The organism is Paenibacillus sp. FSL E2-8871 (assembly GCF_038000345.1).
GTDB lineage: Bacteria > Bacillota > Bacilli > Paenibacillales > Paenibacillaceae > Paenibacillus_AQ.
In genome coordinates, this window is sequence record NZ_JBBOBV010000001.1 from 1,051,489 (window position 1) to 1,074,203 (window position 22,715).

Sequence of the window (22,715 nt, forward strand, 5' to 3'; positions counted from 1 at the left end):
AAATGGAGGTAGCAAGATGTTAGAACAACTTAAAGAAGAGGTTTTTCAAGCCAATCTGGAATTGCCGAAACAAGGACTTATTAAATATACATGGGGAAATGTGAGTGCAATTGATCGTGAAAGTGGATTATTCGTAATCAAACCTAGTGGTGTAGATTATGAAACAATGAAAGCCAGCGATATGGTAGTTGTTGATCTGGATGGCAATGTGGTTGAAGGAGATATGAGACCTTCCTCCGATACACCTACTCACGCCGTGCTTTATAAGCATTACTCCGAGATCGGGGGAATCGTGCACACGCATTCCACTTGGGCAACCATTTGGGCTCAAGCAGGACTAGATGTTCCTGTCATGGGAACGACCCATGCTGATACCTTCTATGGTTCCATTCCTTGTGCGCGTTTCTTGACGCAAGAAGAAGTCGATCGTGGTTACGAAGCGGAAACGGGTAATGTAATCATCGAGACCTTCGAACAACGTGGGATCGATATTATGGCGGTTCCTGGTGTTTTACTTAAAGGACACGGACCCTTTACTTGGGGAAAAAATGCGAAATCGGCGGTAATAAACAGCGTAGTTTTGGATGAAGTATCCAAAATGAATTTGTTTGCAAGAGAGCTGAACCATTTTGCTGAGGAGTTGCCACAACGTATTTTAGATAAACATTACTTGCGAAAACATGGAAAAGACGCTTATTACGGACAAAAATAATTAACCCACAAAATTACGAAAAGAGGATGAATATGTCAACAGCAGTAGAAAAAGAATTTTGGTTTGTCGTAGGTTCACAACATCTTTATGGGGAAGAAGCTTTGGCTGAAGTTAAGGCGCATGCCCAAACGATGACAGAAGCTTTGAATAAAAGTGGAGTTTTGCCTTACCCACTAGTATTGCAGGATTTGGCTGTCAGCGCAGATAAAATCACAAACATCATGAAAGAAGTCAATTACCGCGATGAAGTTGCCGGTGTTATCACTTGGATGCATACCTTCTCACCTGCAAAAATGTGGATCCGCGGAACTAAAGTGCTGCAAAAGCCTTTGCTACATCTAGCTACGCAATATAATGAAAGTATCCCATGGGCAACCATCGATATGGATTTCATGAATCTAAATCAAGCCGCTCATGGTGACCGTGAATATGGTTTTATTAACGCCCGTTTGAACAAACAAAACAAAGTGGTAGTAGGCTACTGGGAACGTCCTGAAGTCCAAAAGCAAATTGCAGAATGGATGGACGTAGCCGTTGCTTATAACGAAAGCTTTAATATCAAGGTCGCTCGCTTTGGTGACAATATGCGTAACGTTGGCGTAACCGAAGGAGATAAGGTTGAAGCCCAAATTCAATTTGGATGGACTGTTGACTACTTTGGTATTGGCGATCTAGTACAAATCATTAATGAAGTTAAAGAAGAAGAAATCGACGCCTTGTTCGCTGAGTATTCAGAGCTGTATGAATTTGATTATGGGACTAACAGCAAAGAAGCTTGGGAAGCTAGCGTAAGAGTTCAAGCAAGCTATGAAATTGCTATTAAACGTTTCCTTGATCAAGGTGGCTACAACGCCTTCACATCGAACTTCGAAGATTTACACGGAATGAAACAACTTCCAGGACTTGCTGTTCAACGACTGATGGCACAAGGCTATGGTTTTGCTGGAGAAGGAGATTGGAAGACTGCAGCTCTCGATCGCTTGCTTAAAGTGATGAGCCATAACCAATCCACTGGATTTATGGAAGATTACACTTATGAATTGACGGTTGGCCAAGAATCCATTCTACAATCCCATATGCTTGAAGTAGATCCTACTTTGGCAAGCAACAAACCCAAAATTATCGTATCTCCACTAGGTATTGGTGGTAAAGACGATCCAGCACGTTTAGTATTTGACGGTAAAGCAGGAGACGGTGTAGTTGTTTCCATGGCTGACTTTGGGACTCATTACAAACTATTGATCAATGAGGTTACTGCTTTCGAACCAACGGTTCCAGCTCCCAACCTTCCAGTAGCTCGTGTACTTTGGAATGTTAAGCCTAACTTCCAAGATGGGGTTAAAGCTTGGATCGAAAATGGTGGCGGTCACCATACCGTTGTTTCATTAACGCTTACAACAGACCAAATTATTGCTTATGCAAAACTTGTAAACTTGGAATATGTAGTTATTAAATAATAGCAAAGCTTTGTTACGATTAATAGGACTCCATTCCTCGAGCTTTTTGAGGAATGGAGTCCTATTTGTTTGTTCGATTTCCTTCAATAAATGCGATAATTTCCACTCAGGGCCAGTAAACTAAAGAAGTACAGACAGTTATCATAATAACGACGTTGTCCAGTGCGCAATGGTGTATCCCAAAACAAACGGACAAAATGCTCTGCCTCCGGGCCATTAGAAGCAAGGGAAGCCATGGCATTGGTCGCCAATAGACCTGTCGGGTGCAGCGCCGGTTCGTCGAAGGGCTGTCCCTCAATGGTATACCGCCGGTAATCGGAAACTTCGATATTCCTAAAAAAAGCCTGAATCCGGTTACATTGATCGACCTGCCAGATGTCCTTTTGGAACCAAGCCCAGTCCAGACCGATATTAGCCGCTACCCGGTAAGCATCACTGAAAAAATGGCTGAAATCACCATGAGGCTGGGGTTCTGCCGGGGACCCGTTAAAATTAGCATATTCGGGAGCAAGGCCAGTTATCGGATGGCATGCAGTATGCAGATATGTGCGGCTGGCTTCCGCGGCTTCTCGCCAAAACATGTGGTCACGTTCGTCAGCCCACAAGGCGAACAAATCATAGAAATGGGGGAGATGGTAAGACGGATCACTGAAGGTGGATCCCGGTACGAATTTGATCAATTTCGTTTCCGCATCCCACATTGAGTCGCCATCTCCTGTTTCAGTTTTATGTACACAAGCATGCAATATCGTTCGGGCCTGCTCAGAATAATTATAAGGTTCCGGACCGTTCCCCCAACGTTTTGAGGCAAAAAACAGAGCCATGGCGAAAAACTCTTCGCCGTCCGGTGCGGGTCCCTGAGAAATCCTTGTACCGTCAGGCTTGCAGTGCCAAGCAAAGTAATTGGCATAGCGACCTTCTTTGTGCTGCATAAACGTCTTTGAGAAGTTCCATAGACGATCAAACTCTTCTTTTTTATTCATTTGAACGGCCATCATCATCCCGTAGGACATTCCTTCCGACCGAACGTCTAGATTACCTGTATCCAGGATATAGCTTTTATCCTCGTCCTGCGGATAGTATATTCGTACGTTCGGATCTCCGTAAAACAAATCATTCCAAATTTTATTGAGTTTAGCGTGGATATCATCTTCAGAAAAGCCGAGCTCCTTAAATATATTGCGATATTTCCCTGTATAAAAAGCACCTTGTTGTTTCATTGTCATCAAAAACGACCTCCTGTGAACTACAGCATGCAGTCCATTTTAATAAAAACTAAGGATGGATAGTTTGAATGGTGCCATCATCGTTGTATCTCAGCTCCGTATATTTTACAGAACGCTTGTTGTCAGCTCCACCAGACAAAGAACTGTCATGATAAAATAAATACCATTTCTCTTTAAACTGAACAATAGAATGGTGCGTTGTCCAGCCTATCACTGGAGAAAGGATTTTCCCTTGATATTCATAAGGTCCAAGCGGATCTTTACTGATAGCGTATACAATATTGTGGGTGGTACCAGTGGAATAAGAAAGATAATAATACCCGTTGTATTTATGTACCCATGGGCCTTCAAAATATCTTCTCTCTTCATCTCCAGCAAGAATCGGATTTCCGTTTGTATCGATGATGGATATTTCTCTAGGTTCACCTTCAAAGCTCAGCATATTCTCGTTCAACTCCGCTACGATAGGTCCAAGAGCTGGTGCCGATTCAGACGGCCCCTCAGCATCCGGAACAAATGAGCCGGTTTGCCATTTTTCAAGTTGACCGCCCCAAAGACCACCAAAGTATATATACGATTTACCATCATCATCAACGAAAACGGCGGGATCAATGCTATAACTGCCGGGAATGTAGCTTGGTTCAGGTGTAAATGGTCCGGAAGGTGAAGCTGAGGTGGCGACCCCGATTCGGAAAATATCGTCATGGTCTCTAGCTGGGAAAAACAAATAGTAGGTATTGTTTTTGTATGCTGCATCCGGAGCCCACATTTGCTGCTTAGCCCATGGAACATCCTTCACATGAAGCACTTCACCGTGGTCAACACAAGGGGAGCCTTCTCCATCAATAGAAAGAACATGGTAATCCTCCATATTATATTGGTCACCGTTGTCATTAGAGATCATTTCGTGATCCAGGTCATGTGAGGGATAAATATAAATTTTACCTTCAAATACATGAACGGAAGGATCCGCAGTATAAATATGAGTTACGAGAGGTTCATTGGGTTGCACAGGCTTTGTCAAGTCATTTCCTCCTATAAAGTTAATCGCTTACAAAGCTAATGGTATAAGAACTTTAGGACGCTGTATATATAGCAACTATAGTTTATACCCCACAAAGTTTAGGACATAAAAAAGAACCTTTATTCAAAGGTTCTTTTTTTACTACTGTCTTTGTCCGTGGAATTGTCGATGAAGTTCCCGCACTTGTTCTGCAAGCTCCGTTACAGGGCCATCTACGACCGCATTATGGATAACTTCCTGAATGGTCAAATTACGGACAGGTGATGCTGCAATGCCCATTTCGCTTAACCACTGTGATAATTGCTGCGAAGAGCTGGCATATACAATCCTTCCTAATTGAACCCAACCGTGAGCCGCCGCACACATAGGGCAATGTTCCCCGGAAGTATACACAGTTGCCTGCATACGTTCTTCCAGTGACATATTCTGAGCTGCCCAGCGAGCTAAAGCGAATTCGGGGTGCTGAGTATGGTCACCACCGCCTACATGGTTACTGTCTTCGGCCAAGACCTCTCCATTTGCTGAGACCAGGATGGAGCCGAAAGGTTCGTCCCCAACCTCGAGTGCAATTCGGGCAAGTTCAATACAACGCTGAAGATGTTTGATATCTGTATCGTTTATCATTATGATAGAGCCTCCTGAAATTTAATTTATAGATAAATCTCACGAACAGTAGGCCTAAGCCTGTTTGTTCACCGCATTCTTCTATGTTAGCATGTAAAGTATTCGATTAAAAATATGTTATGCAATTTCAAAATAGGGAGGACATCTAGAAATGAAACACCCATTTATATTAAATGCGGTATGGAACGGTGGTCGTAATAGTGATGGAACGATTGAAGCTGGACAACTCAAGACTCAAATCTCCATTCCGAAAGAAATGGGCGGACCAGGAGTTGGAACGAATCCGGATGAGATGCTACTGGGTGCCGCGGCAACCTGCTATCTCATTACACTAGCAGCTATGCTGGAGCGATCAGGGCTTACGACTTCCAGCCTGACGTTAACATCAGAGGCGACAGTGGATGTAACAAATAACATTTTTACATATGAAGCGATCAAACATTCACCCATCATCACACTTACCGAAGATGCCTCACAGGACGATATTGATAAAGCAATTCGTATTGCCTATAAAGCAGAAGGCTCTTGTATGATTTCCAGAGCTGTAGCAGGAAACGTACAAATTACCACAGAGCCAACAGTGCTAACATCAAGTATGTAAGGTTAAGTTATAAAGGAGTTATCCCTTAGGAATCAGAGAGGAGAAATTAACTTTGAACGTTGAGTTGTATAAGGATTTGATCAAGGATGAACGTGGGAATTATTACGTAGCGGTACAAAAAGAGGGCAATGAACTGACCTTGGTAAATGCAATGCTTGAGCGTTCTTATCAGGACCTCCTGGAATTTAATGAAGAGTTTAAAAAGAAATATGCGGAATACGAGCACCAGTTCATCGGCAAAGTGATTATGGATAAGCTGCGGCACGATGTTGTGTTCGCGTCCAAAGAAGACGGCCATGGACGAATGTATAATCTGGCAGCGATTGCCGGCGATTACAAGGTTACTTTTATTGATATGATTGAATTTTACCGAAACCCTCGAGTAGGACGTAGCCATGACAACGACATCCATTAAGCTTAGCGTTTTGGACCTTGTACCTGTATTTGATAATGTGGATGCAAGCTTTGCTTTAGGACAAGCGGTGGAACTGGCTCGAACAGCTGAAAGACTGGGATATACTCGTTATTGGGTTGCCGAACATCATGATATGCCGGGCTTAGCGTGTACCTCCACAGAGGTGTTTTTATCGCATATCGGAGCGAGAACACAGCATATCCGCATCGGATCGGGAGCTTTATTGCTGCCGCACTATAAGCCGTTAAAAGTAGTGGAATCTTTTCATTTGCTGGCAAGTTTATATCCAGGACGCATCGACCTTGGGTTAGGCAGGGCTCCTGGCGGTGCTGCTGAAGTAAGCTTAGCGCTGAGCGGGAATTTTCTCGAAAATATTTGGAAAATGCCGGAACTGCTTAAGGGAGTTACCGAATTGTTGCAGGGGAACTATTCATATGAAGGACGTCAGATAACCGCCCGTCCGACTCCACCCGAATCGCCAGAGCTGTGGATGCTGGGTACAAACAAGAAAAGTGCAGCATATGCTGCCGAGTTTGGAGCAGGCTATGTGTTTGGTCAATTCATGAGCGATGTAGCTGGGGAAGAGATTTTGCAAGCTTACCGTGAAGCTTTTATCCCTTCTTCAGTTAATGCTAGTCCTCGGGCCATCGTAGCTGTTGGCGTTATTTGCGCCGAGACTGAGGAAGAAGCAGAGCGGCTAGCCTCTTCCGGTATGACATTATTTCAACAAGAAGGCTCAGCCGAAGAGAAATCCAAGCTTTTGGAACGTAAACTGCTGATAGGCACACCCAAAAATATCAAAGAAAAGCTGGAACAGTTATCTCACTTGTATGGAGTTGATGAATTCATTATCGTTACTATGATTCCAGACTATGAGAAACGGCTGCATTCGTTTGAGTTGCTTGCCCGCGCTTGCTTGAATTCTAACTAGCCCTTTCTTCATGCAATGATGCTAAAGGAGGTCCACATAGATGCAGACTCATACCTCTGACTCCATTAAAATCCCTCCCGGATTTTGGGCTGGATTAATTCAATTAGGGATAACCGCTCAAGATATAGCCAGTAAAGCAAGTCTTCCCCTGAGCCTTATCACGGAGTCAGCAGTCACCACAACCCAATATTTCGCTATCTGGCAGGCATATTCGGATCTCGTTGGAGACACTGCTGAGGGAATCATCAAGCTAGCAACCGTTTTTGAAACCACACAATATCCGCCGACCGTCTTAGCCACTTATCATGCTAAAGATTATCGCGACGCTCTAAACCGAATGGTGCGCTATAAACGAATGTGCCCTCCAGAAAGCTTGCATATCATCGAAGAGGGAGAGTTGTGTACAATCGAATTGAATTGGCAGCCTCCCGAGTATTCCGGTCCACCGCTGCTGCTTGGCCTTACACTGGCGTTTTTACTGGAGCTTGGGCGGCGGGGAACTGGTATACCAATGACAGCACAGTTTGTAGAATTTTCACAACCCATAGGGAATTTACAGGTTCTTGAAGCTTATTTCGGCTGTCGAATTCAGATCGGTGCTGAGACTAACCGCTTAACGCTACGACGAAGTGACTTGGATCTGCCCTTTATCTCGTATAACGAAGAGTTGCTAGAGATTCTGACTCCCGTTTTGGATCGGACACTTGCTGAACAGCAGGGCAGTCGCTCAATTACTGAAAGGGTCAAATGGATTATGAAACGCAGCCTTAGCGGAGGCCAACCCGAGATTCAAACCGTTGCTAAAGAGCTAAGGATGAGTGCTCGTACCTTACAGCGGAGGCTTACTGAAGAAAATACGAGCTTCAAGCATTTGCTGACACAAGCCAGACATGAGCAGGCGCGAGTGTATTTAGCAGATCCTTCCCTCGATGTTAAAGAGGTGGCTTTCTTGATCGGATATGAAGATCAGAACTCGTTCTATCGTGCCTTCCGACTTTGGGAAGGAGATACTCCTTCAAATTGGCGTGTTAAACAAGAAGTTTGGCGCAAGACACTAGTTACTGAATAATCCCGGTAAGATAGTATAAATACTAGCCGATGCTCAGAACAGTTCTTGAGAAACTGCTAATTAACTTGCCATGATAAAAGGAGAAAAGAAATATGGATATGGGATTAAACAATAAGACAGCTTTAATTACAGGATCTACAAAAGGTATTGGTAAAGCTATCGCCTTTGAACTTGCCAACGAAGGCGTTAATGTACTAATAAATGGACGTAATTATGAAAAGGTAGAACAAACAGTAAATGAAATTAAAGCAAAATTCCCGGAAACTTCTCCACAGAATGCTACAGCCGATATTGTAGATATGGAGCAAAGAGAAGCTTTATTTGAAAAACACCCCCATATCGATATTTTAGTTAATAATATGGGGATTTATGAACTGATGAGCTATGACGACGTTGACGATGAAATATTTGAAAAATACATCCGTACGAATGTTCTTGCTGCAAATGGATTAACAAAATTTTATTTACCAAAAATGTTAGAAAACAATTTTGGTCGCGTGATCTTCATTGCTAGTGAAGAAGCAATAATGCCGTCAGCTCAAATGCCACAGTATGCAATGACCAAATCAATGCTATTATCATTAGCAAAAAGCTTATCTAAATTAACAATCGGAACAGAAGTTACCGTCAATACTATCATGCCAGGACCAACACTCTCGGAAAATGTGCAGCAAATCATCGATGGAATGTACCCAGATGAAGCGTTGACCTTTTCAGAAAAAGAGAAAAACTTCATGGCTAAAAACTTACCTCAATCTGAAATACAGCGATTTATTAAACCTAATGAAATAGGTAGACTAGCAGCATTTTTGAGCAGTCCCTATGCCTCTGCATTTAAAGGTTCTCCGATCCGTATGGATGGGGGCATGGTACCTACTATTTTCTAAATGTAGTATCGATACACAAAAAGCCACTCCTTATGGAATGGCTTTTTTATTTGATATATTATTCACTGTCCTCCGGTATAACAAAGGATACCAAAGTACCTTCATCTTGTTTACTTTGAATAAAAAGACCCTGACCATACAATTGCATCAGTCTTCGATGGGTGTTAGCCAGTCCGATGCCACTTTTAGCTTTTATGGTCGGTTCCAGCAACAACGCGAGCGTTCTATGATCCATACCTTGCCCATTATCCTCCACTTCGATCTTTACAGCATTGTTCAGACGTGAGATCCGAATATAAACGGTACCCCCCTGTTGACGCTTGAGCAGACCATGCTTGATAGCATTTTCTACCAAGGGTTGGATGGATAGAGGGGGTAACAGGATATTAATGTCTGGATCTACCTCCCAAACAACGGAAATTCGTTCTGCAAATCGTGTTTGTTCAATATACAAATAAGATTCTACCAGCTCTAGTTCATGAGAAAGGTTCACGAGTTCTCCGATATTTAAAAAGTCAAAGCTGATTCGCAAAAAGGAAGTAAATGCAGTGATGAGCTCTTGCATCTTTTTAGTATCCATATCACTGAGTGCCGCAATAGAGTTCAATGTATTGAACAAGAAATGGGGTTGTATCTGTGCCTGTAGATAAGCCGCTTCAATACGCACCCGTTCATTAAAAGAAATTTTCATCGCTGTTAAGGCTCGAATGCGATATTTGAGTTCAACTGCATCCACCGGTTTGGTAACATAATCATTTGCGCCGGAGTAGAATCCAGTGTAAATATCCTCAGGTTGACTGCGGGCAGTCAGCAATAGCACTGGGAGCTCATATAGGGAATAACGAGCGCGAACCTTTTGCGTTAATTCATATCCTGACATATGCGGCATCATTACATCACTAATCAGTAAATCCCAACTCTTTTTATCTAGCCAATCCAGTGCCTCTTGTGCTGAGTTCACTGTCGTAATGAGATAAGGTTCGTTTTCGAGAATGCCCTTTAGCACATTCAGATTAACAGGGTCATCATCTACCACCAAGAGATTCACCTTCGCATCTGTAAAGAGTGGCGGGATTTTGTCAGTGTGTTGATTAGTTTGTTCGGAAATCCCCCATTCAGCCATCTGCTTATAAATCTCATCTGGTGTATACGTTGTTATAGGTGAAACCTCTCTTACTATCTGTTCGCTATAGGAATCAGCAAGGGGTAGTGCAAAACTGAAAGTTGAACCTTTGCCGAGTTCAGAATGTATGCTCAAGCTGCCACCATGTAGTTCTACCAACTGCCTACTAATGCTTAGTCCCAGTCCAATTCCACGCCCGTCATTTATTCCGTGAGGGCCTTGCTCATAGGGGAGGAATACCCGCGCCAGGGTCTCTTCGGTCATGCCTACTCCGGTATCTGTTACATATATAAAGACATGAGCGTCTTTTTCCTCAGCTGAAACAGAAACAAGTCCTTGCTCGGTGTATTTGAGCGCGTTGTGCACTAGATTTAATAATACTTGTACTAGTCGTTTCTCATCCGCAAGAATAGGAGGCATAGATTCTGGTATGTTCATGGATAGCCGTACCGGTTTGCCTTCAATCATATATTGAAGCATATTGATGACTCCGGGAACCACCGATTGAACCAAAATAGGCTCCCGATGCAAAATAACGCGATGCTCTTGAAGACGTACTACATCCAGTAGATCACCAAGCATATGGGACATACGGCGGCTAATAGTAATCAGTAACTCCATATCTTGCCGGCTACTCTCATAGAGTCTATCCTTTTCCTTCGTTATTATATTTTGCGCGATATTCATAATTCCATGAACTGGTGTTCGCAGCTCGTGAGAAGTATTGGCGAGAAACTGATCCTTGAGTTTGTCCGCTTTTTTCAGCTGTTCATTTAGCTCCATGTTCTCTTTGGCATTCTGAAAATACTTTTTAAACCAATAAGCTGAGAAGCCAACGATGGCGGCAATAATATCCACAGGATAGTAGACAATTGAATAATGGCCGTTATTATCCCACAAATTCCATAACAAATTAGAGATGATGGCCGCACCTGATATCAGTAGAAAAACAACATCTTTTTCATCTTGCCTTTTGAACAATAAGCGCCCCAAGCTATATATTAACCAGATGAAGGGGATATACTGAAACACTTGAATGAGTCCCCAGTGAATCGATGTACTGACCAAATAAGCAGGAACGATAAATATAAATAAGGTATAAAGGAAAAGACACCACGTGTAAGCACGTAACCACTTGTTGACTTCGGCACCTGAGGTGAATTTCCTGAAAACAAGCAGAATAAAAAGGTTCTGCCATAAGAAGGCGATTAAGCGGATTTTTAATGACCAAGTGTAATTAATCGTCAGTAATGCTAAAACTAAATTGTCATTTCGGGCTAAAAGGATTACGGCTACAGATAATGTCATTAGCCCTACAAGAAACAGGGCACGTTCTTTAGGATTAAATAAATACAGAATACAGGCATACAGCCCATGTAGTAGCAGGATGATTGCAGTAAGTATTTGAAATCCAACGGTATAAAAATTTGTCCGGTTAACCACTTCCTGAGAGCCAAAGAAAATAGGCCCACTAATACCGCCTTTATAGGGGTGATCAAAGTTTGCTACCTGAATAAGTACATCTATTTCTGTCATATTTTTCGAAAAATATGATGCTGTAAATGAGGTGGTTTTTGGTGCATATGTATTGGCATCGAGAGAAACTGTCCCATTATTGAGAATAGGGGTACCGTTAATTTCCACACTGGACGCGGAATAAATTTGTTTGATCCAGAACGAGATAGGCTCCTGAAGCGGTTCTACCAAAATACGCAGACGGTAAGTCCCGTATCCATATGAAGTTGTCTGATCAGTTCCGATAGCGTGGCTCCATTTCCCAGGTACTTGAAGCGCTTGGGATTGCTTTGGGATAGTAGAAGTCTTGGATGAAACAAATTGCGAAGGATAGAAACTCCATTCACCATCTAGCCTGAATAAGTTAGCTTTCTCCAGATCCTGGCCACGTAAATCCAGTACACCGTTGCTAATCATAGGTACATTGTTGGAAACCTTAAATATGCTGAACCAAATGCAGCGTAGGCCAAAGAGAATGCTGATAAAAAGTAGAATGATTGCTAATTTATTTAGGATCGTATTATTTTTCATGAGAACATTATAGCAAATAATTCTAATCTAGATTCTAAAATGGATTTATTTATATAAGATGAGCAAATGCCTGCAATGATCTTAAAGGACAGTATAGTTATAATTGTTCTTTATAAACAATAACTTGTAAATATTGTTATTATTAGAGAGGGAGTTTTCATCGCTAACAGGTCAATAATCTGCAATAGGTAATGCACTGAATAGAAAAGGAATGAACCTAATGCCTAAGGAGGAAGTGTTAAAAGGCGGTAATGTAAATCATATAGTCCGTATGGCGAACACTGTTCGCCGCCCTTTAGGTTATTGGAGTCCGAATGTTCATGAACTACTCAAACATTTGGAACAACAGGGCTATGAGGGAGCACCAAAATTCCTCGGAATCGATGATTCTGGTCGTGAAATATTGACATTTATTCCTGGAGAAGTTCCAGGGAATAATTATCCAAACCTTGAACCGTATATGTGGACGGACGAAACCCTTGTGGGTCTGGCACACCTTATACGTCGTTTCCATGATGTGACTACAGTGTTCAGGCCCAATATGGAGGACAGATGGCAGCTCAGCTATGCCGAGGATGCCGAACATGAAGTGATCTGTCATAATGACGCGGCGTTGTATAATGTTGTCTTTCAAAAGGAGGCTCCTGTGGCGCTCATTGATTTTGACATGGCAGGTCCAGGTCCGCGTATGTGGGACATTGCGTACACCCTTTACACATCTGTTCCACTAGCGAGTTTTGCACCTGACCATACTTCTGGAACCATAGTAGCATACCAATGTGAAATGCATGACGTAGAGCGACGTCGGCGAATTCATTTGTTTTTTGAAGCTTATGGAATTCCTGTCCCAAATAATCTGCGACAGTGGATTATACAACGTTTGATAGTACTGTGTGATACGTTGAGAAATGGTGCTGCTGATGGGAATCCTGCCTTTCAGAAAATGGTTGATGAGGGTCACTTGGCCCACTATGAGAGTGAGATTAGGTTTGTAACAGATCATTTCGAAGATTGGATATAAAATTCGGATATTCCGCTCACGGACAGGATCATAGAATAAAATTAAAAAAGTATACCATTAGAATTGAGGTCTGAGAATGAGAGTAAAACGAATTGTCACAAATATTAAAACGCAGAATGTTTCGGCAGCAAAAAGCTTTTACCAGGACGTACTCGAGCTTGATTTATTGATGGATCATGGTTGGATTGAAACATACGGCTTACTGGGGGAGGAGAACATTCAAATAAGCTTCGCATCACAGGGCGGCTCCAATACGCCTACTCCTGATCTATCGATTGAAGTTGATGATGTCGATGCAGTGTTTGAACGTATGAAGAGTGCTGGATATACGATTGAATATGGACCTGTTGATGAGCCTTGGGGTGTTCGGCGATTCTATGTCCGCGACCCATTTGGCAAACTTATCAACATCCTTGCTCATGGACATTAGATAAACGATCACGGCGTGCAGAAATCTAGATTGTTAAACAATCATGAAACGATAGTGGAGGAGCTTCCTATAGGGTAGCTCCTTTTATTATTAAACTAACGGGCAGGATAGTCACAATGAGACTTTGAGACTTGGTTTGATTCCGGATAAATAAAAGTTGCAAAAAGGAAAAATATTGCTATAATAAGTTTAAACGTCATTTAAAATGTTGTTTAAATCAGGGTAAATATACTTGGAGGTTGCCTATGGAGACAGACAAAAAGTTGGAAACAAAAGAGAAGATTATGCGTGCCACACTGGAGTTGACCAAACAAGAAGGCTTTGAAAGGATCACTATAAAAAAAATTGCAGAAGCCTCAAGCACGAATGTCGCTCTAGTTAACTATTACTTTGGGTCCAAAGAAAACTTGTTTAGCGAGTCCATCAAATTGATATTGAACAGCTTTCAGCATACCTTTGCCATACTTGACGATTTCTCTATACCCTCACGGGATAGATTGAAGCAATTTTTACTAGATTATTTGCAAGTGATCCGTCAATATCCCGAATTGCTCTCCAGAATCATCCTGATGGGCAATACCGTTTTCTCCTCCCAGCATGAATATGGATCATTTTTGAATCTATTGGGGTTTCCTAAGATACAAAATACTTTAAGAGAGTTAACCGATGAACAGCAGCCAGAGCACCTGATGACCATGACGATGCAGATTTTTGGAGCGCTTTTTCTACCGGCACTTATGAGTCCTATTCTAGAAACAGGAGCTTCCGTGAAGATTGCACCTATAGAGGAACAGATTGACTTGCTCTTTGCAAGATACTTTCATTAATAAACTCAGATTGAGGTGATTAAATGAATTTTTTGAGAAAATATTGGCAGGATATAGGACTATTCATTGGCATTGTTATATGCATGTATCTTCTAATGAATTGGGAAACAATACCGCGGATAAACAGCATATTATGGTTAAGCTTTGTGGCGATCCTTCTTCATCAGTTTGAGGAATACCGCTGGCCAGGGTACTTTCCAGGCATATTCAATATAGCCCTTTTTAAAAGTGAATCCCCTAACAACTATCCATTAAATAAACAGTCGGCAATGATTATTAATGTGGTCATCGCCTATGTGTTCTACTTGCTCCCTGTATTCTTCCCGTCAGTAGTATGGCTGGGGATGGCACCTGTTTTAATGGGCTTTTTCCAAATCATTTTCCATGGAGTCGTCATTAATATAAGAGCAAAAAGCATGTATAATCCAGGATTAGTCTCCGCAATTATTGTACATTTACCGGTGGGGATCTGGTACATCAACTACTTATATGAGCATCATTTAATAACCCTCTCAGACTGGATTTGGAGTGCAATTTATTTTGCCATAGCTGTTTATATTTTAATAGTGAAAGGAAATACATGGATGAAAAACAAAAACTCCATTCACAAATTTTCGCAAAAACAATTATGGTCTTTTCATAAGTAGGTCCTCATAACCCACCAGAAGGTCCAGTTGTTATAACTCTTGATGTAAAATTAGACGGGGTTAATGTAACTGAAATTGAAGGATGATTATTTTTTAAACTAACGGGAAACGTTAGCTCAATAACACACAATGATGAGTAGGTGCTTCGTATCCTGCTCTTTTTTATTAAACTCCCATGAAAATTAAATCTGCAGTAACTGTAAAGAGGCAAAGTAAATAAGACGCAGTCCATTCATTTTTTTGAATGTCACAGCATCCGAAATAAGAATATGGGTGTCTTAATGAATTAGGAGACTTCTGCAATAGTTACAGAATAACCTAAGTTTTCTAGTCTTCGAACTGCGTATTTCACAATAGATTGTTGCTTCTGCTTGTCAAAGTAATCTTCGCCTAGATCCACGTACATTTCTTCACGAGTCAACAAATAGTAGGCTATTCTCAACATAGCATGCGCGACAGAGATTGCAGCCCTTTTTCTTCCTTTTCTTGCCGCTGTTCGTCTGTACATGGCACCAAGATAGTTCTTTGAGGCTGATAAGGAATGGGCTGCTTCCACTAAGGCGGACTTCAAATATTTGTTTCCGTTTTTAGATTTAGCAGATTTTCTTTTTCCTGCACTTTCGTTATGCCCAGGCACAAGTCCAGCCCATGAGCATAAATGCGCAGCACTGGGAAACTGCTTCTTAATGTTGGTCCCAATTTCGGCTAAGATTTGTTCTGCCATTCGAGTGGCTATTCCAGGAATTGAATCTAAACGTTCGACATCGTCAGAAAATGGAACAACCCTCGTAGCGACTTCCTGGTCTAGCACTGTGATTTGTTCACTTAAAAAATCAATGTGAGTTAAAATAGTCTTAATCATCAAGCGTTGATGAGGGTTTACATAGCCGTGTAAAGCAAGTTCAAGGTCATCTTTCTTTCGTTTCATGGTGCGTCTAGCAAAGTTCGCTAGTTTCTCAGGATCATCTTCACCATCAGCAATAGCATGAAGCATATCACGAGAGGAGACCCCCATAATATCAGAGACAACAGAGCTGAGTTTAATATTGGCTCCTTCTAACACTTTTTGAATTCGGTTATGTTGTCTAGCTCGTTCTTCGATAATACTCCGACGGTAACGAACAAGTTCTCGAAGCTCCCGTTGATTTCGATCTGGAATGAAACTTGCTTTAAGTAACCCATGACGAAGAAGCTTTGCAATCCATTCGGAGTCTTTGACATCTGTTTTACGTCCAGGCAAAGCTTTCATATGCTGGGCATTCACTACTAAAAATTCTACGCCTTCAGCTTCAAGCAAATTTACAATAGGCTTCCAAAATACACCTGTACTTTCCATAGCGACGTGAGCGCATTCATGTTGTTTAATCCAGTCAATTAATTGTAAAAGAAACACTGTTTTAGTCGGAAACGATTGAATCTCCTTTCCATTAGACGTTAGAATACATGCGGTAATGTTATCCTTATGGATATCCATACCACATGCCCGTTCAACTACGATTTCCACTTTCAAGTATCCTCTCTACGGCTAAATTAGGTAAGAGGCTGGTGCAACAATCAGAGTAGGATTAATCTCCCATGAGTGCTTCTCGAAAGGGAGCGACAATCTGTGATGCACCGTGATCGTTGGAGTCAGACTAACGGATGGGCTCGTAGGCACCATAGCTTATCGACCTTCCTCTCCCAGCCATAGTAGAAGTATTAACAAATACAAATATTTTCATCATCTGTGGTGCAGCGCTTGCGCTGCATGTAGGGCTAACTAGATTTGGAATAAAAGAGAGATCGAGCCTTTTGCAGTGGCCGAGGAGGAATACAGTTCCAGATATGAAGAAAGGCGGGGTGTTGATATGTTATAAAAATGCGTTGACACAAAAGTAATTAGGAACCATACTATTTATATGAACAACAATAATAAATGACATTGACGCTATTCCCTCGCTTGTACAATCCAAGCGGCAGATTGATCGCTATAAGCTAGACATTGACGCACAGGCTATACTCGTCGCGTCTAGGCTAATGGCAGCGGGAGCCAAGCTTCACTATGGACAGACGAATAGTTAATAACAATTTAATTGAGAAAAGGGAGGGATCCATCGTGAAAATAAGAGCGATAATTACAGGTGTTACGGGGATGGTTGGCGAGGGTGTTTTACATGAATGCCTGCAGCATCCTGATGTGGAACACGTTTTAGTGATTAACCGCAAACCATGCGGCGTTTCACATCCCAAATTAACTGAAATCATCCACAAAGATTTTTTTGATTTATCTGCAATCAAGTCTCAATTAAGCAACTATAATGCATGCTACTTTTGCTTGGGTGTAAGCTCTGCTGGTTTGAAGGAGGAGGAGTACTCACGATTATCGTTTGATCTTACTGTGCATATGGCAGAAATGCTCGCAGGCTTGAACCCAGATATGGTGTTCTGCTATGTTTCCGGAATGGGGACGGATAGTACAGAGCTAGGAAAAAGGATGTGGGCAAGAGTGAAGGGCAAGACAGAAAATCACCTCATGCAGCTGCCTTTCAAAAAAGCATACATGTTTCGCCCTGCCTACATCAATCCAATAAAGGGATTAAAAAATACGCATAAATCTTATTATGCATTTATGTGGCTATATCCTATTCTAAGAAGACTTTTTCCAAACTTTACCGTGTCTTTAAAGGAGCTTGGTATTGCAATGATTCATACTGTTACAAAAGGATATGATAAATCTATTCTTGAGAGCAAGGATATCATTAAATTGGCTAAATCCGAACCGGGTACTTTTGGCTGATCTCATAATCTAATTCATCTGAGTTCAATAATACAGCTGTTTTATCCGGGTAATTATTCTCAATGTGTCGTTCTCCCAAGCACAAAGCGCAATCTTATGGAGAACGGGCATATGCCTCCTTGGCTCGCGAACCACGTTGTGGAAATTCAAACCATGTCTACGGTGGTGCCAGAAAGACCAAATGACACTGTGAAGCGCTTACTCGGCAGGGAGCCACGCACGTTAGAGGCCTTTCTGCATGAGTGTGTAGAAAATTTCAGGTAGAGGCGGAGTCCACCTATTTTGAAATTTGTCTCATTGGCAGCATTTTGTTCCGATCTCAGACAAGTCATTGAGCTCCCATGAAAATTAAATTAGCTCAAAACTAGTAAAAGAACAAACTTCGTTCTACAATTACTAAAAACTAGGCTGGTGCAAAAACCAGAGTAGGATTAATCTCCCATGAGTGCTTCCCGAAAGGGAGCGACAATCTGTGATGCACCGGGGTCGTTGGAGTCAGACTAACGGATGGGCTCTAAGGCACCATAGCTCATCGACCTTCTTCGCCAGCCGTAGTAGCAGTATTGACTGATTTTACCCATTTTCATCATCTGTGGTGCGGCGTTTGCGCTGCATGTATGGCTAACGGGCAGTTATGCATAACTTCCAGGGAATGTAAACGTCTAAATAAAGTAAGGAACGAGGAGGCAGACATTTCATGGGAGGGACGAATGTATGGGATGCGGAGTGGGAGGTTAACGAAGAGCAGGCGCGGACGCTGATCGGCAGACAATTCCCTCAGCTGTCATCGAAGCAAGTGAAACGATTGGGCTGGGGCTGGGACAATACGGTTTTTCTCATCGGTGACGAGTACGTGTTCCGGTTTCCAAGAAGAACGATTGCAGTTGGCTCGATTCGTATGGAAGGGAAGCTGCTGCCGAAGCTGGAGGCATATATGACCATCCCCTATCCGAAACCGTTGTTTTATGGCGAAGCAAGTGACGAATACCCGGCACCATTTCTTGGCTATGCCTACGTGCCAGGAGATTTCCCCATCGGTTTGACGGAAGAACGCCGGGCTTTATCGGCAGAGACGCTGGCGAAATTTTTGCGGAGATTGCATGAGTTTCCGGTGCAGGCGGCGCTGAACTGCGGAGTTCAGCAAGATCATCGAAGCTTGACGGACATAGCATCGCGCAAAGTGAAATTGGAAGGCTTTCTATCGAAGGTGGTTGAACACTTGTCGCCGGAGGAGTCCGGTGTGATCGAAGCGTATATTAGCAGGCTGCAAACGGACCATGTCGAGGCGGTGAATGCACTGCTACATGGCGATCTTCATTTCAAAAATATGCTTGTGAATGAGAACGGGATCGTTTCCGGCATCATTGATTGGGGCGATCTGAGCGTAGGCCATCCGGCTTGCGATTTGAGCGTTGCTTACAGCTTTTTACCACCTTACGCTCGCGGCGTGTTTTTCGAAACTTACGGAGGAGCGGACGAGGAAACGAAGCTGCTGGCGCGGCTGATCGCGGTATACATCCCCGTACTGATCTTGATGCAAGCGGTCGATGACGGGAATGAAGCGATTGCGGCAGAGGCCAAATCCAACATCATGCGAGCACTGTCGGATTAGGCTCATTATTTCGTTGCAGCTATGGGGCTAGGGCTATCGGCACCATTTTGTCGTTTAAAGGCCGCGATAAGGTACGATTCGCCTTCTCTGATGCCGTTTTATGTTGAGGAACACGAAATTCAACAGAGTAAGTCGTTGCGCTAACTGGGAACGATAGTTGAATAATACAAATTGATTTGCAGGAGCTACGGTATCCTGCTTTTTTCATTGAACTAACGGGCAGGATAGTTACAAATAATTACAAATGTTAAAATGAGAAAAGTAAGAAGGAGGAGATTTGATGACTGAGGATTTTTATTGCGATGAGGTGTTAAGTGGTCGTACTTATGTAAAGAAAGTACTTGAAACTGATAACGTTCTTGCGTACCATCACACTCGCCCTTTTTATCCCGTTCACATTATTACAATTCCAAAGAGGCATATCTCATCTCTTTTAACACTAGATGAGAGTGACAACGCCCTCTTAATTGAATTGATGGACGTTGTTAAAAAAGTAGCATCTAAAGTGCAGTCTGAGTATGGAGCTTGTAGGGTATCGACTAATTTAGGAAAATACCAAGACTCAAAGCATCTTCATTTTCATGTGATTTATGGTGAGCCAATACGCTAAATCATTTTATTCTTAGTTGTTGATCTAACGGGGAACGTTAGCTCAAACACGATAAGCCAGACGTCAGTCAACTCGATCGGCTGCCTTTATTCAACGGCAGGATAGCTTAACATGTGTCAAGAATACGTAACATCTGTAAGATCATCTAAATAAGGAGTGGTGCTTCTTATGATTAGTTTAAAAAATTATGAAGACTTAGGTGAATTGAAGCTTTTAATGGCTGAGTGTATGTGGGCTAATGATGAAAGAATTGATAATGAACTTAAAACATACATAGACAATGATTCACGGGAATTAGTTGGGAGTTTAAAAAATGATGAACTAGTAGGGTTAATTGGATTCATATCCGAATCAACTAATGAAATAGAACTTAAGCATATTGCAATTAAAGCCAATTATCGTGGTAAAGGTATAGGCAGTGAAATGATAAATGAGTTCATAAAAACTAAAAAGAATGTGAGAATAAAAGCAGAAACCGATAAAGATACTGTTGGCTTCTATAAAAAAATTGGTTTCTCGATAACAAGTTTGGGAGAAAAATACCCAGGAGTAGAGCGGTTTGAATGTATTTTTTAAGTCACAAATAATTCAAGTGATCATTACGCAAACGGGGAATGGTTAGCATCATGAAGAACAAGCAGTCGGTATTAGTGGCTACCTGTTTAACTATCGGGCAGTTTAGTTGCATAAAAAAGAAAATCCCCCTAAATCAACGAATACTATGTGTTGATCCGTTGGAATTTGTGTGTATGTATAATTAGGTGTTATTGAAAATAAAAGGTGGTAATTTCAATGAAGATAGGTATACTGGGTCCTTCTGAAGATGAAATTAATCCGTTTATCGATAAACTAAAAAATCAGACAATCACAAAGCATATCATGCTAAATTTTTATTCAGGGCAATATCATGATGTGTCGGTAGTAGGTGCTTTTTGTGGGGTTTGTAAAGTAAATGCTGCAATAGCTACCCAAGTATTGATCGATAAATTCCAGGTGGATTTAATCATTTTAACTGGTGTAGCGGGTTCATTAAACGATAATCTTAAATTTGGTGATGTAGTCGTATCAACAGAAGTCGCTCATCATGATGTGGTTCCTGAGATTATTACTGAATATCATCCTTGGTTAGAGGATCAATACATAAAAGCTAATGAAGCACTAATAGGAAAATGTATTAGGATAATTAAATCTGAAAGACTCGGTTTTACATGCCATTTCGGAAGAATCATAACTGGTGAAACATTTATTACCCATCAACAAAGAAATATATTGATTGAGAAACATCAAGCTATGTGTGTAGACATGGAAAGTGCCAGTGTCGCCCAAGTGTGTTACGTAAATAATGTTCCATTTATTGTGATTCGAGCAATATCGGATAATGCTGATAGTGAAGCGCCGGAAACTTTTGAGTGCAACGTGAAAACTGCATCATTAAATTCAATTAAAGTTGTAGAGAATTTACTAATTTCATTACTAAATTAGTCGCCTAGAACCATCCATCTAGAAAAAAACGACGTATTGAACTAACGGGGAACGTTAGTTCAATAAACTTGCGGCTGTCTAAATAGTTCCGAGATTCTGCCCTTTACAAGGGGGCATCGTTATTGGACGATAACAGAGAGGGTGTATTCATGAATACACCCATCAGGGTGGTAACGCGAAATCAACTCCGTCCCTTAAGGGAGGAGTTTTTTGTGTTCTTATAAATGATTTTAAGAAGGATTAATTATGTTCCAAAAAATCTATGCATTCGATCGAATTCTGAGCCAGAATATGTTTATTGCTGTAAGGACTTCTTGCCGAAAGAAGGGGTATTCAGGTGCACTGGTATTTGAGTTAAGTTTTCTTCTTTTTGGGAAGATTGCTTGTTGATATCAAGTTATCAAGTTTAATAGTATTTCACATATTTCATAAGCTCAGCGATCCCTAAAAACTGCTTCATTAATTTACTGTTTAATTTTTGTAACGCAAGCTCGAATGTCAATTCTACTTTTTTATAGTTTTGTGTCTCTATTTCATTCAGGAGTTGTTTCATGTTCTCGATATTATACACGGTTTTCCTTAAACTGCTGATCAGTATAATCTTTCTTAATTCCGTTATAGTATAGACCCTATAGCCGTTGTCTTTGTTTCTGTTAGAAGTAATAAGGCCTTCTTGTTCCCAATGTCGAATGGCTGAAGGCTTAACGCCTGCCATTTGTGCAACTTCACCAATAGTCATTGCATTTGTGACCTCTAAATCGTTGTATTTTGATAAATCTGCATTTCGGAACATGCGTAACACATCCTCTAACCTATGCTTTTCCGTTTGTGTATTAAACTGTTCCTGATTGATTGACCAAAGTGCATCCTCAATTTGCCGAGCTTTAATCTTTCTCATCACATCGTACACAACTGGAATCTCATATCCTTGTAAAAGTGCCCGAATCGTAATAAAAGCTTGGACATGAATGTCTGTATAACACCGGCGATTGCTAGGAGTCCTTGGGACTTCGGGAACTAAGCCTTGATCTTCATATCTTCTTAATGTAGTGGTACTTACATTTAATTTCTTAGCTATCATTGTTGGTGTATAATTATCTCCCATAATCGTCATCGCCCCAGAACATTAAAGTTAAACCTTCAAGTGCTACAACAACATTAAATCTAATTTAATTAGATATATCAAGGCTTAGTA

22 protein-coding genes and 2 pseudogenes are annotated in these 22,715 nt (G+C 41.6%); 18 read left to right on the forward strand and 6 right to left on the reverse strand.

Features of this window, described 5'->3' with window-relative positions:
• Positions 1-16 precede the first annotated feature (16 nt).
• A complete protein-coding gene (locus tag NYE25_RS04865; RefSeq protein WP_042188210.1) occupies positions 17-712 on the forward strand; it encodes an L-ribulose-5-phosphate 4-epimerase in 696 nt (231 codons plus the stop codon).
• A gap of 32 nt (positions 713-744) precedes the next feature.
• On the forward strand, positions 745-2,169 hold the full coding sequence (gene araA / locus NYE25_RS04870) for an L-arabinose isomerase (protein ID WP_341145267.1): 1,425 nt from the start codon (positions 745-747) through the stop codon (positions 2,167-2,169).
• A gap of 83 nt (positions 2,170-2,252) precedes the next feature.
• Here the strand turns inward: araA and NYE25_RS04875 are convergent, their stop codons facing one another.
• The 3 genes from NYE25_RS04875 to NYE25_RS04885 form a co-directional block, all read right to left on the reverse strand.
• On the reverse strand, positions 2,253-3,395 hold the full coding sequence (locus tag NYE25_RS04875; RefSeq protein WP_341145268.1) for a glycosyl hydrolase family 8: 1,143 nt from the start codon (positions 3,393-3,395) through the stop codon (positions 2,253-2,255).
• A gap of 49 nt (positions 3,396-3,444) precedes the next feature.
• Positions 3,445-4,419 carry a glycoside hydrolase family 43 protein gene (locus NYE25_RS04880; RefSeq protein ID WP_341145269.1) on the reverse strand — a complete coding sequence of 325 codons (975 nt, stop codon included), beginning with the start codon at positions 4,417-4,419 and terminating at the stop codon, positions 3,445-3,447.
• Positions 4,420-4,560: 141 nt separating this feature from the next.
• Positions 4,561-5,043, reverse strand: a complete 483-nt coding sequence (locus tag NYE25_RS04885) for a nucleoside deaminase (protein ID WP_341054873.1) — start codon at positions 5,041-5,043, stop codon at positions 4,561-4,563.
• A 151-nt stretch (positions 5,044-5,194) separates the two neighbouring features.
• Here NYE25_RS04885 and NYE25_RS04890 point away from each other — a divergent pair, with 151 nt between their 5' ends.
• The 5 genes from NYE25_RS04890 to NYE25_RS04910 all read left to right on the forward strand — a co-directional run bounded on the left by NYE25_RS04890 (position 5,195) and on the right by NYE25_RS04910 (position 8,946).
• The gene (locus tag NYE25_RS04890; protein WP_341054875.1) at positions 5,195-5,644 is read left to right on the forward strand and encodes an OsmC family protein; all 450 of its coding nucleotides are present in this window, start codon (positions 5,195-5,197) and stop codon (positions 5,642-5,644) included.
• 52 nt (positions 5,645-5,696) lie between these two features.
• Positions 5,697-6,059 carry a hypothetical protein gene (locus tag NYE25_RS04895; RefSeq protein ID WP_042188220.1) on the forward strand — a complete coding sequence of 121 codons (363 nt, stop codon included), beginning with the start codon at positions 5,697-5,699 and terminating at the stop codon, positions 6,057-6,059.
• Entirely contained in the window at positions 6,040-6,990 is a 951-nt protein-coding gene (locus NYE25_RS04900; protein WP_341145270.1) for an LLM class flavin-dependent oxidoreductase, read from the forward strand. The genes NYE25_RS04895 and NYE25_RS04900 overlap by 20 nt, the downstream gene beginning before the upstream one ends.
• 40 nt (positions 6,991-7,030) lie before the next feature.
• Entirely contained in the window at positions 7,031-8,059 is a 1,029-nt protein-coding gene (locus tag NYE25_RS04905; protein WP_341145271.1) for an AraC family transcriptional regulator, read from the forward strand.
• A gap of 92 nt (positions 8,060-8,151) precedes the next feature.
• The gene (locus NYE25_RS04910) at positions 8,152-8,946 is read left to right on the forward strand and encodes an SDR family NAD(P)-dependent oxidoreductase (RefSeq protein WP_339803949.1); all 795 of its coding nucleotides are present in this window, start codon (positions 8,152-8,154) and stop codon (positions 8,944-8,946) included.
• A 58-nt stretch (positions 8,947-9,004) separates the two neighbouring features.
• Here the strand turns inward: NYE25_RS04910 and NYE25_RS04915 are convergent, their stop codons facing one another.
• Entirely contained in the window at positions 9,005-12,001 is a 2,997-nt protein-coding gene (locus tag NYE25_RS04915) for a hybrid sensor histidine kinase/response regulator (protein ID WP_341145272.1), read from the reverse strand.
• A gap of 334 nt (positions 12,002-12,335) precedes the next feature.
• On the opposite strand from NYE25_RS04915, the gene NYE25_RS04920 reads away from it, so the two are divergent.
• The 4 genes from NYE25_RS04920 (at position 12,336) to NYE25_RS04935 (ending at position 15,040) form a co-directional block, all read left to right on the forward strand.
• Entirely contained in the window at positions 12,336-13,136 is an 801-nt protein-coding gene (locus NYE25_RS04920) for a phosphotransferase (RefSeq protein ID WP_340969433.1), read from the forward strand.
• Positions 13,137-13,212: 76 nt separating this feature from the next.
• Positions 13,213-13,566 (forward strand): VOC family protein, encoded by a 354-nt coding sequence (locus NYE25_RS04925; protein ID WP_341145273.1) that lies wholly within the window; start codon positions 13,213-13,215, stop codon positions 13,564-13,566.
• A 245-nt stretch (positions 13,567-13,811) separates the two neighbouring features.
• Entirely contained in the window at positions 13,812-14,393 is a 582-nt protein-coding gene (locus tag NYE25_RS04930; RefSeq protein WP_076286965.1) for a TetR/AcrR family transcriptional regulator, read from the forward strand.
• A gap of 23 nt (positions 14,394-14,416) precedes the next feature.
• Entirely contained in the window at positions 14,417-15,040 is a 624-nt protein-coding gene (locus NYE25_RS04935; RefSeq protein ID WP_341145274.1) for an HXXEE domain-containing protein, read from the forward strand.
• 286 nt (positions 15,041-15,326) lie between these two features.
• Here NYE25_RS04935 and NYE25_RS04940 read toward each other — a convergent pair whose 3' ends face one another.
• Positions 15,327-16,544: an IS110 family transposase gene (locus NYE25_RS04940; RefSeq protein WP_341145275.1), complete on the reverse strand. Its 1,218-nt coding sequence runs from the start codon at positions 16,542-16,544 to the stop codon at positions 15,327-15,329.
• Positions 16,545-16,948: 404 nt separating this feature from the next.
• Between NYE25_RS04940 and NYE25_RS04945 the strand changes: the two are divergent.
• From NYE25_RS04945 to NYE25_RS04975, 7 genes and pseudogenes are all read left to right on the forward strand, one after another.
• Positions 16,949-17,077, forward strand: a pseudogene (locus NYE25_RS04945) (MarR family transcriptional regulator); the annotation flags it as partial.
• A 58-nt stretch (positions 17,078-17,135) separates the two neighbouring features.
• Entirely contained in the window at positions 17,136-17,816 is a 681-nt protein-coding gene (locus NYE25_RS04950; protein WP_341145276.1) for an NAD-dependent epimerase/dehydratase family protein, read from the forward strand.
• A gap of 87 nt (positions 17,817-17,903) precedes the next feature.
• Positions 17,904-18,080 (forward strand): annotated as a pseudogene (locus tag NYE25_RS04955) (SDR family NAD(P)-dependent oxidoreductase); the annotation flags it as partial.
• Between the two features lie 433 nt (positions 18,081-18,513).
• The gene (locus NYE25_RS04960; protein WP_339271332.1) at positions 18,514-19,428 is read left to right on the forward strand and encodes a phosphotransferase; all 915 of its coding nucleotides are present in this window, start codon (positions 18,514-18,516) and stop codon (positions 19,426-19,428) included.
• Positions 19,429-19,708: 280 nt separating this feature from the next.
• Positions 19,709-20,038 carry an HIT domain-containing protein gene (locus tag NYE25_RS04965; RefSeq protein ID WP_149646112.1) on the forward strand — a complete coding sequence of 110 codons (330 nt, stop codon included), beginning with the start codon at positions 19,709-19,711 and terminating at the stop codon, positions 20,036-20,038.
• Positions 20,039-20,206: 168 nt separating this feature from the next.
• Positions 20,207-20,614, forward strand: a complete 408-nt coding sequence (locus NYE25_RS04970) for a GNAT family N-acetyltransferase (RefSeq protein WP_339271333.1) — start codon at positions 20,207-20,209, stop codon at positions 20,612-20,614.
• A gap of 216 nt (positions 20,615-20,830) precedes the next feature.
• Entirely contained in the window at positions 20,831-21,520 is a 690-nt protein-coding gene (locus NYE25_RS04975) for a 5'-methylthioadenosine/adenosylhomocysteine nucleosidase (protein WP_341145277.1), read from the forward strand.
• A gap of 406 nt (positions 21,521-21,926) precedes the next feature.
• Here the strand turns inward: NYE25_RS04975 and NYE25_RS04980 are convergent, their stop codons facing one another.
• Positions 21,927-22,625, reverse strand: coding sequence for a MerR family DNA-binding transcriptional regulator (locus NYE25_RS04980; RefSeq protein WP_341145278.1), 699 nt, complete (start codon positions 22,623-22,625; stop codon positions 21,927-21,929).
• Between the last annotated feature and the right edge of the window lie 90 nt (positions 22,626-22,715).

Bases quoted from the DNA above. Each gene is read 5' to 3' on its own strand.
- NYE25_RS04865 (WP_042188210.1), top strand. From the start codon at position 17: ATGTTAGAACAACTTAAAGAAGAGGTTTTTCAAGCCAATCTGGAATTG.
- araA (WP_341145267.1), top strand. From the start codon at position 745: ATGTCAACAGCAGTAGAAAAAGAATTTTGGTTTGTCGTAGGTTCACAA.
- NYE25_RS04875 (WP_341145268.1), bottom strand. From the start codon at position 3,395: ATGACAATGAAACAACAAGGTGCTTTTTATACAGGGAAATATCGCAAT.
- NYE25_RS04885 (WP_341054873.1), bottom strand. From the start codon at position 5,043: ATGATAAACGATACAGATATCAAACATCTTCAGCGTTGTATTGAACTT.
- NYE25_RS04890 (WP_341054875.1), top strand. From the start codon at position 5,195: ATGAAACACCCATTTATATTAAATGCGGTATGGAACGGTGGTCGTAAT.
- NYE25_RS04900 (WP_341145270.1), top strand. From the start codon at position 6,040: ATGACAACGACATCCATTAAGCTTAGCGTTTTGGACCTTGTACCTGTA.
- NYE25_RS04905 (WP_341145271.1), top strand. From the start codon at position 7,031: ATGCAGACTCATACCTCTGACTCCATTAAAATCCCTCCCGGATTTTGG.
- NYE25_RS04910 (WP_339803949.1), top strand. From the start codon at position 8,152: ATGGATATGGGATTAAACAATAAGACAGCTTTAATTACAGGATCTACA.
- NYE25_RS04915 (WP_341145272.1), bottom strand. From the start codon at position 12,001: ATGATTAGCAACGGTGTACTGGATTTACGTGGCCAGGATCTGGAGAAA.
- NYE25_RS04920 (WP_340969433.1), top strand. From the start codon at position 12,336: ATGCCTAAGGAGGAAGTGTTAAAAGGCGGTAATGTAAATCATATAGTC.
- NYE25_RS04925 (WP_341145273.1), top strand. From the start codon at position 13,213: ATGAGAGTAAAACGAATTGTCACAAATATTAAAACGCAGAATGTTTCG.
- NYE25_RS04930 (WP_076286965.1), top strand. From the start codon at position 13,812: ATGGAGACAGACAAAAAGTTGGAAACAAAAGAGAAGATTATGCGTGCC.
- NYE25_RS04935 (WP_341145274.1), top strand. From the start codon at position 14,417: ATGAATTTTTTGAGAAAATATTGGCAGGATATAGGACTATTCATTGGC.
- NYE25_RS04960 (WP_339271332.1), top strand. From the start codon at position 18,514: ATGGGAGGGACGAATGTATGGGATGCGGAGTGGGAGGTTAACGAAGAG.
- NYE25_RS04965 (WP_149646112.1), top strand. From the start codon at position 19,709: ATGACTGAGGATTTTTATTGCGATGAGGTGTTAAGTGGTCGTACTTAT.
- NYE25_RS04970 (WP_339271333.1), top strand. From the start codon at position 20,207: ATGATTAGTTTAAAAAATTATGAAGACTTAGGTGAATTGAAGCTTTTA.
- NYE25_RS04975 (WP_341145277.1), top strand. From the start codon at position 20,831: ATGAAGATAGGTATACTGGGTCCTTCTGAAGATGAAATTAATCCGTTT.
- NYE25_RS04980 (WP_341145278.1), bottom strand. From the start codon at position 22,625: ATGGGAGATAATTATACACCAACAATGATAGCTAAGAAATTAAATGTA.